Below are 8,212 nucleotides of genomic sequence, written 5' to 3' on the forward strand. Positions count from 1 at the left end.
GTTCGGCGGCGGGCCCGGCGGGCGCGGGTTCGGCGGCGGCGGGCTCCGACGCCCACGGGTTCCCGGCCTGCGGCGGGATCTCGCCGGGCTGCTGGGGGGCGGCCTGGGCGGCGGCCTCGGCGTGCGAGAAGTCCAGGTACTCGGGGCCGGTGGTCGGCGGCCCCGCGTGACGTACGGGGATGGGCTGCGGCATGCCCGCCAGGCTGGGCGCGGGGACGGCCGGAGCGGGCGCGGGCGCCGCTGCCGGGCCGCGGTCCGCGAGGGAGCGGACGACGCCGCCGGTGGCCTCGGGCACGGGCGGGCCCATGTGCAGCGGGCGGCGGGGCGCGGTGACCGGGGCCGCCGGGGAGGCGGGCGGGGGTACGAGGAGGCCGCCGAGGTCGAGGGCGCCGGAGTCGCGGCCGCCGGTCTCGTGGGCGCCGGCGCTGTAGGCGGCGGGCTCGGCGTACGCGTCGGGGAATCCGGCCGGGGGGAAGGAGCCGTCGGGGAAGGCGCCCTCGGCGTAGGAGGCCTCGGGGAAGCCGGCTCCCGGCTGCGCGGGCTGCGGGTAGCCGGCGTCGGGGAAGCCCGCTTCGGGGAAGCCGGGGTGCGCGGGCTGCGGGTAGCCGGGCTCGGGGTTCTGCGGGTACTCGGTGTAGACGGGCTCGGCGGGGAAGTCCGCCGGGTAGGCCGGCACCTGCGGGACCACCTGCGGGTCGCTCCAGGAGCCCTGGCCGCTCGGCATCAGGAGCAGTTCCTCGTCCTCCGCCTCGGCCGGGTCGTCGACGAGGTCCTGGAAGGCGTAGCCCGCCGGGACCTGGGGCGGGACGGGGGGCAGCGGCGGAAGGGGCGGGACCGGAGCGGGGATGCCCTGCTGATCCACCATGCCCGCGTCGTCCGGGTGGCCCTCGCCCGGAACCTGGCCGGTGTCAGTCATGCGTACCCCTCGCCCATCGATGTCGCCTCTTCGATCGCCCGGCGCCCACGAGGCCGCCGAGCGGAGTCGCCGTGCGGGGTTGCCGTGCGACACCTTCGCCGCACCTGCGCCTTCACAACAACTCCTGAGCATTGTCGCGCTCGTCGGCCACCCTGTCGGCCATAAACCGGCGCGGTCGGCTGTGGACTGCGCCACGTCATGCGTGCTGCAGGGCAGTACGACGATCGGCCAGCCTACCCCGGGCTCCGCTCTAGCGGCTCACGGGGCGTTCGGCTGCCAGCAGGAACACGACGGAACGGTCCTGTTCGGCCCAGGTGCGGGTGTCGAGGCCGACGGACTGGAGGAGCGCGCACTCGACGGCGTACCCGTGTTCGGTGAGGGTGCGGCCGATGGCCTCGGCCTCGTCTCGCGTGGAGGCGTGGCTGACGATCCGTTCGGGACGCCGGTCGGCGACGGCGGCGACGACCTCCGCTCCCCCGCCGCCGACGCGGACGACGTCGGGTTCGGGCAGGTACTCCAGTACGACGGGTGCGCGGCCGGCGAGGACCTGGAGCTGGACACCGCGCTTGCGGGCGGCGGCGGTTGCGCGTTCGCAGGCGCGCGGGTCGGCGTCGACGGCGATGACGGCGGCGCCGAGGACGGCGGCGTCCACGGCGAGGCCTCCGGAGCCGGTGCCGATGTCCCAGACGAGGTCGCCGGTGCGGGGGCCGAGGCGGGCGAGTTGCGCGGCACGCAGCTGCGCCGACTCCCCTTCGCCGATGGTCCCGGGACCCTCGGGGAGGTCCTGGGGGCGTGCCCAGCCGCGGCCGGCGGCGAGACCGGGGGCGCGGCCGAGAAGCCAGCCGGCTTCGGCAGGAGTGGCGGAGTGTCCGGCTCCGCCGATGACGATGACGACGTTCGGGTCGCGCCAGGTGTGGTCGGCCACCTTGTCGGAGGTGAGGACGGTGACGCGCTCGCGGTCGGTGCCCAGTTCCTCGCAGATGACGAAGGTTCGGTGGACGCCGTCGAGCAGCAGGGCGAGTTCCACCGGTCCGGCGCCGGGCGAGGTGAGGACGGCGACCTTGCCGTGGGCCCGGCAGACGTTGACGGCCCGGCGCAGGGTGCGCGGGTGGGCGACGACGACCTGGGCGTCGTCCCAGGGCATGCCGGCGCGGGCGAAGGCGGCCGCGACGGCGGACACCGCGGGGACGACCTCGACCTCCAGGCCGTGCTCCGGGGCGCGCAGGGTGCGTACGACGCCGAAGAAGCCGGGGTCGCCGTCGGCGAAGACCACGGCGGTGCCGCGGTGGCCCGCGATGCGGCGCGCGGCGAGGCCGAGGCTGCCGAGGCGGATGCGTTCCGCGGTGGGCGGGACCTCGGGGAGCGCGAGGTGGTGGGCGGCGCCGGCCACGAGGGTGGCGGCGGAGAGGGCGGACCTGGCGGCCGCGGTGAGCGGCGAACCGTCCCAGCCGATCACAGTGACCCGATCGGCCATCGTCGTCAGTCTCCTGTGGTGGGGGGCAGGCGAAGCTGTGTCGCGGGGTCGGGCACGGTGAGACTACCTGGTCACGGGTCGGTTGCGGTCAGTGCCAGTCGGCGCCGACGGCGTACCCGCCGGCGTCGGCCCGCCGGCCGTAGGCGTACTGGTCCTCGTCGCCGGAGCGGCCGGAACGACCGCGGTGACCGGAGTGGCTCGGGCCGCTCCCGTGGACGTCGTACCCGTCGTAGCCGTCGTACCCGTTGGTGTCGTCGAGGTCGTCGAGGTCCTCGGGGACGAGGCTCCAGACGATGAGGTCGGTACGGGTCTCGACCCAGCTGCCGTCGGCCGCCTGGGTGCGCACTATCCAGGCGTTGCGCAGGACGCCCTCGCTGATGCAGCCGATCTTCTGGGCCACCTGTTGGGAGGCGGTGTTGTCGGCGGCGGTGCGCAGTTCGAGGCGCTCGAAGTGCTGGTCGCGGAAGAGCCATTGGGCGGCGGCGAGCACGGACTCGCTGGCGTAGCCCTCGCCGCGGGCCCAGGGCGCGGTGACGTAGCCGACCTCGGTGGTGCGGGTGTGCCAGTTGGTGTTCTGGAGGTGGACGATGCCGACGAGTCGCTGGGTGAGGAACTCGGTGACGGCGAAGACGATGCCCCGGCCCTCGGTGCGTTCCGCGTGGGCGTGCCGGGTGGCCCAAGCGTGGGCGTCGGCGTGGGTGTAGGGGTGCGGCACCGAGGTCCAGGCGGTGATGTGTTCGTCGTTCATCATCTCGGCGAGCGCGGTGACGTCCTCTTCCTCGAAGGCGCGCAGCACCAGCCGGTCCGTGCTGATGGTGACGTCCGGGAAGGTGGTAGTCATGCGCAGCTCCATGCCTGAGACCGTGGGGCGACCGTGGTGCGGGACCGTTCGTGCGGGTCGTAGGCCACAGCATGCAGCATCGACCCGGGGATGTGCAGGGCCGGGCTGCCCGGAAGCGGGCAGCCCGGGGCCCTGCGCGCCCACGAGTTCGGCCCCGCGCGCCCCGGAGGGTGCGCGGGGCCGGAAACCCGCGGTCGACCGGGCGGTATCCGCTCGGCGGGGTGGTGCGTCAGGAGGCGGCGGGTGCGCCGAAGGCCGGGGTGACCGAGCCCTGGTACTTCTCCTCGATGAACTTCTTGACCTCGTCGGAGTTCAGGAGCTTGGCGAGCTTCTGGACGCGCGGGTCGTTCTGGTTGCCGTCCTTGACCGCCAGGAAGTTGGCGTACGGGTTGCCCTCGGCCTTCTCCAGGACCAGGGCGTCCTTGGCCGGCGACAGGTTGGCCTCGAGGGCGTAGTTGCCGTTGATGATCGCGGCGTCGACGTCGTTCAGGGCGCGCGGGACCGTGGCGGCCTCCAGCTCCTTGAACTCCAGGCCCTTCTTGTCGGTGATGTCGGACAGCTTGGCGCTGGTGCCGACGCCTTCCTTGAGGGTGATGAGGTTGTTCACGGCGAGCAGCTGGAGCGCGCGGCCCTCGTTGGTGGTGTCGTTCGGGACGGCGATGGTCTGGCCGGCCTTGATGTCGGCGAGCGACTTGACCTTCTTGGAGTAGAGGCCGAGGGGCTCCAGGTGCACGTTCACGACGGGCACGATGTGCGTGCCGTTCTTCTTGTTGAAGTCGTCGAGGTACGGCTTGTGCTGGAAGTAGTTGCCGTCGACCTGGCCCTGCTCGGTGGCGGTGTTGGGCAGGACGTAGTCCGTGAACTCCTTCACCTCCAGCTTCAGGCCGTCCTTCGCCGCGAGCTTGTCCTTGACGAAGTTCAGGATGTCGGCGTGCGGGCTCGGGGAGGCCGCGATGACCAGCGCCTTGTTCTCGTCGACCTTGGCGCCGTCGGCCTTGGTGGAGGAGGCCGGGTCCGAGGAGCTGCCGCAGGCGGTGAGGCCGAGGGCGAGCGCGGCGGAGGCGGCGGCGAATGCGGTGAGCTTGATGTTCTTGCGCACGAAGAGTGCCTTTCTTGCTGCGGGTACCGGGGTGCCCGCGGGGTGGTGGCCCAAGCACGACAAGTGCGGGCTCTCTGGGGAGGGGTGAAATCGTTTTCCGCCGCGTCGGGCCTTGCGGCCGTCGGGCCGTCGGGCGGTCAGGCCGTCCGGCCCCTGCGGGACAGGACGCGGACCACTCCGTCGCCGATCAGCTGGATCACCGTGACGAGGGCGATCAGGATGACGACGGTGGCGACCATGAAGCCGGTCTCGAAGCGCTGGAAGCCGTAGGTGATGGCCTTGGATCCGAGCCCTTCGCCGCCGACGGCGCCGGCCATGGCCGAGTAGCCGATCAGGGTGATGAGGGTCGTGGTGACCCCGGCGATCAGCGAGGGCAGGGCCTGCGGCAGCAGGACCTTGCCGACGAGGGTCGGGATGCCGCCGCCCATGGACTCGACGGCCTCGATCAGGCCGTGGTCCACCTCGCGGACGGCGGTCTCGACGAGCCGGGCGAAGAAGGGGATGGCTCCGATGGACAGCGGGACGATCATGGCGGTGGGGCCGATGAAGGTACCGACGACCGCGGTGGTGAAGGGGATCACGGCGATGAGCAGGATGATGAACGGCAGCGAGCGGCCTATGTTCACGATCACGCCGAGGACCTTGTTGAGCGGCTGGTTCCGCAGCAGGCCGCCCTTGTCGGTGAGGACGAGCAGGACACCGATGGGCAGTCCGCCGAGGACCGTCACCAGGGTGGACCACAGCACCATGTAGAGGGTGTCGTAGGTGCCCTGGGTGAGCAGGGGCTGCATCTCGGACCAGGTCACTTGGCACCATCCTTGACCAGTGCGGCCAGCTCGGAGTCGACGTCCTGCGTCGTGGGTTCGTCGTCGACGACGTCGACCTGGAGGCCCTGCTCGCGCAGGAAGCCGACGGGCACCACGTTGTCCTCGTAGCGGCCCGGGAGTTCGATGCGCATGCGGCCGACCTGCCGGCCGCCGACGGTGTCCATCGCCGCGCCGAGGATCGAGATGTCGATGTTGTAGGTCCGCGACAGCTGGGAGATGACCGGCCGGGTCGCGGCGTCGCCGTGGAAGGTGACGTCGATGACGGTGCGGTCCGGGCCGGTGGCGGTGCCGCTGACCGGGAAGAGCTCCCCGGCGAGTTCGGAGCCGGGGGTGGCCAGCAGTTCGGCGACGGTGCCGGACTCGATGATCCGGCCCCGCTTCATCAGCGCGGCGGAGTCGCAGACGGACTTGACGACGTCCATCTCGTGCGTGATGAGCAGGACGGTCAGGCCGAGCTGCTGGTTGAGGTCGCGCAGCAGTTGGAGGATCGAGCGGGTGGTCTCGGGGTCCAGGGCGCTGGTGGCCTCGTCGGAGAGCAGCACCTTGGGGTCGCCGGCCAGGGCTCGGGCGATGCCGACGCGCTGCTTCTGGCCGCCGGAGAGCTGGGCGGGGTAGGCCTTGGCCTTCTCGGCGAGGCCCACGAGGTCGAGGAGTTCGGCGGCCTTGCGGGAGCGCTCGCGGCCGGAGACGCCGAGGATCTCCAGGGGCAGCTCGACGTTGGCCTGCACGGTCCGCGACGACAGCAGGTTGAAGTGCTGGAACACCATGCCGATGCGGCTGCGGGCCTCGCGAAGGTCCTTGCCGGCGCGGCGGCCGCGCCCGGCCAGCGCGGTGAGGTCGACGCCGTCGACGGTCACCGTGCCGGTGGTGGGACGCTCCAGCAGGTTCACGCAGCGGATGAGGGAGGACTTGCCGGCTCCGCTCTGGCCGATGACTCCGTACACCTCGCCCTCGCGGACGTGGAGGTCGACGCCGTCCAGGGCGGTGACCTCGCGGCCACGGGACTGGTAGACCTTCGTGAGGCCCGATGTGGTGATCACAGGAATTCCGTCGCTGTCGAGTGCACGGCGCAGCGGGGTGCCGGGCACGGGGCAAACATCTGGGGACGCAATACGGGTCCGACCGTCACCAACGGATGACGTCGACACGTGCGTGCGGCAGGAGCGATCCGTACGGTCGGTCAGGGACCGACGTGGTGGCGGAGCGGCTCGGCCGGTCTCGCTTCGGGGCGCGGGACTACAGGAGAAGGGGCCCTCAGAAGGCGCACATTCGACACATACAACGAGCACCGGGCGTCGTGGTCGCCTCGGTCGCAAGGGTGCGGCTGCTCGTCGTGGTCATGGGCCCAAGTAAAGCAGACAAGGCGACTCACCGATCAACACTGTCCGTATAGCGGACGGTTTCTGGCCGCATTACGGACAACATCGGTCACGATCAGCCGTTCGTCTCAAGGGTCACGCCGGTGTCGGTGACCAGTGCCGACACGGCCGAGAGGTCCCGTACGACCACGTCCGCGTCGAGCTCCGCGGCGGGGTGCGTTGTGGTCAAGGCCACGGTCCTCATGCCGGCGGCGCGTCCGGCGGCCAGGCCCGCGGGGGCGTCCTCGAAGACCACGCAGCGGGCCGGGTCGACGCCCAGGCGGCGGGCGGCGAGCAGGAAGGGCTCCGGGTCGGGCTTGCCGCGCGTGATGTCGTCGGCGGCCACCAGTTCGGGGAAGTCGACGCCCACCTCGCGGAGCCGGGCCTCGGCCAGCGGGCGGGTCGCGGAGGTGACCACGGCCCAGCGGCCCGCGGGCAGCGCGGACAGCAGTTCCTTGGCGCCCGGGAGCAGGACGACGCCGCCGGGGACGTCCGCCACCTCCAGGGCCTCGATGCGGGCGAGGGCCACGGCCCGCACCTCCTCGGGCAGCAGCTCGGCGATGATCTCCGTAGCGGGGCGGCCGTGCAGCACGACCCGGGCGAAGGCCTCCTCGCCGATCCCGTACTCCCGGGCCCAGCGGGCCCAGCAGCGGTGGACGGATTCCATGGACGACACGAGGGTGCCGTCGTTGTCGAACAGCAGGGCTTCGGCATGCAGCTTCATGTCTTCCAGCAAAGCCCGCTCCCAGGGGTGAGCGCATCGGGTCTTTCGGCCCGTAATACCCTCGCTGCATGCTCGACGCCCTGACGGTCGCCATCGGCGCGGCCGCCCTCGCCCTCGCCGCCTGGTGCGGCCACGCCGCCTGGCGGGACCAGCCGACCAAGGACTGGCACTTCATCGGCATGGCCGTGGTGACCGTCCTGGTCCTGGCCCAGCTGGCGATCGGCCTGGTCCAACTGGGCCGGGGCGAGAAGCCCGGCCAGGGCACGGTGATCTTCGTGGCCTACCTGCTGGGCGCCTTCGCGGCGGTCCCGGCCGCCGGGATGCTCTCGCTGACCGAGCGGACGAAGTGGGGTTCGGTGACGGTGGCCGCGGGCGCGGTCGTCCTCGCCGTGCTCGAAGTACGGCTCTACGACATCTGGGGAAGCACCGGTGCCTGACACCAACACGACCACGACCGAGCCCGCCGGGCGGGGCCGCCTGGTCTCCGGACCCGGACTGCTGCTGGTCTGGCTGTACGGCGTGATGGTGGTCGGCGCCGTCTCGCGCTCGGCGTACCAGATGTCCACGGAGTTCGACCGGGCCCCGCTGGCGTACTCGCTTTCCGGGGCGGCAGCGCTGGCCTACGCCTTCATCACGTACTCGCTGGTGCGGGGCGGGGAGAGGGCCCGCAAGGCGGCCCTGGTGTGCTGCGCCGTCGAACTCGCCGGCGTGCTGGCCGTGGGCACCTGGACCCTGGTCCACCCGGAGGCGTTCCCCGACGCGACCGTCTGGTCGGACTTCGGCATGGGCTACCTGTTCATCCCGGTGATCCTGCCGATCACCGGGATGCTGTGGCTGCGCGCCAGGCGCGACACGGCGTAGGGGGGGGGGGGGGCCCCCCGGGGGTGGCCGTTCCGGGGGGGGGGGGGGGGGGGGGGGGGGGGGGGGGGGGGGGGGGGGGGGGGGGGGGCGGCGGGGGGGGGCCCGGGGGCGG

7 protein-coding genes and 2 pseudogenes are annotated in these 8,212 nt (G+C 72.4%); 2 read left to right on the forward strand and 7 right to left on the reverse strand.

What is annotated here, in order from left to right; all coding sequences use genetic code 11:
* The 7 genes and pseudogenes from NOD94_RS38840 to NOD94_RS38870 all read right to left on the reverse strand — a co-directional run.
* A pseudogene (locus NOD94_RS38840) lies at positions 1-916 on the reverse strand (hypothetical protein); the annotation flags it as partial.
* 250 nt (positions 917-1,166) lie between these two features.
* Complete coding sequence (gene cbiE, locus NOD94_RS38845; protein WP_281210962.1) at positions 1,167-2,390, reverse strand: precorrin-6y C5,15-methyltransferase (decarboxylating) subunit CbiE; 1,224 nt, start codon at positions 2,388-2,390, stop codon at positions 1,167-1,169.
* Positions 2,391-2,652: 262 nt separating this feature from the next.
* Positions 2,653-3,231, reverse strand: a pseudogene (locus NOD94_RS38850) (GNAT family N-acetyltransferase); the annotation flags it as partial.
* A gap of 229 nt (positions 3,232-3,460) precedes the next feature.
* Positions 3,461-4,330, reverse strand: coding sequence for a MetQ/NlpA family ABC transporter substrate-binding protein (locus tag NOD94_RS38855; protein ID WP_281210963.1), 870 nt, complete (start codon positions 4,328-4,330; stop codon positions 3,461-3,463).
* Between the two features lie 137 nt (positions 4,331-4,467).
* The gene (locus NOD94_RS38860; protein WP_281210964.1) at positions 4,468-5,136 is read right to left on the reverse strand and encodes a methionine ABC transporter permease; all 669 of its coding nucleotides are present in this window, start codon (positions 5,134-5,136) and stop codon (positions 4,468-4,470) included.
* Positions 5,133-6,197, reverse strand: a complete 1,065-nt coding sequence (locus NOD94_RS38865; RefSeq protein WP_281210968.1) for an ATP-binding cassette domain-containing protein — start codon at positions 6,195-6,197, stop codon at positions 5,133-5,135. Before NOD94_RS38865 ends, NOD94_RS38860 begins: the two co-directional genes overlap by 4 nt.
* A gap of 394 nt (positions 6,198-6,591) precedes the next feature.
* Positions 6,592-7,239: an HAD-IA family hydrolase gene (locus NOD94_RS38870; RefSeq protein WP_281210965.1), complete on the reverse strand. Its 648-nt coding sequence runs from the start codon at positions 7,237-7,239 to the stop codon at positions 6,592-6,594.
* Positions 7,240-7,307: 68 nt separating this feature from the next.
* On the opposite strand from NOD94_RS38870, the gene NOD94_RS38875 reads away from it, so the two are divergent.
* Positions 7,308-7,676: a hypothetical protein gene (locus NOD94_RS38875; protein ID WP_281210966.1), complete on the forward strand. Its 369-nt coding sequence runs from the start codon at positions 7,308-7,310 to the stop codon at positions 7,674-7,676.
* A complete protein-coding gene (locus tag NOD94_RS38880) occupies positions 7,669-8,100 on the forward strand; it encodes a hypothetical protein (protein ID WP_281210967.1) in 432 nt (143 codons plus the stop codon). Before NOD94_RS38875 ends, NOD94_RS38880 begins: the two co-directional genes overlap by 8 nt.
* Positions 8,101-8,212: the final 112 nt, after the last annotated feature.

Source organism: Streptomyces sp. Isolate_45 (assembly GCF_024721315.2).
Taxonomy (GTDB): Bacteria; Actinomycetota; Actinomycetes; order Streptomycetales; family Streptomycetaceae; genus Streptomyces.

Excerpts from the sequence above, each read along its gene's own strand:
- cbiE (WP_281210962.1), bottom strand. The coding sequence starts at position 2,390 with ATGGCCGATCGGGTCACTGTGATCGGCTGGGACGGTTCGCCGCTCACC.
- NOD94_RS38870 (WP_281210965.1), bottom strand. The coding sequence starts at position 7,239 with ATGAAGCTGCATGCCGAAGCCCTGCTGTTCGACAACGACGGCACCCTC.
- NOD94_RS38875 (WP_281210966.1), top strand. The coding sequence starts at position 7,308 with ATGCTCGACGCCCTGACGGTCGCCATCGGCGCGGCCGCCCTCGCCCTC.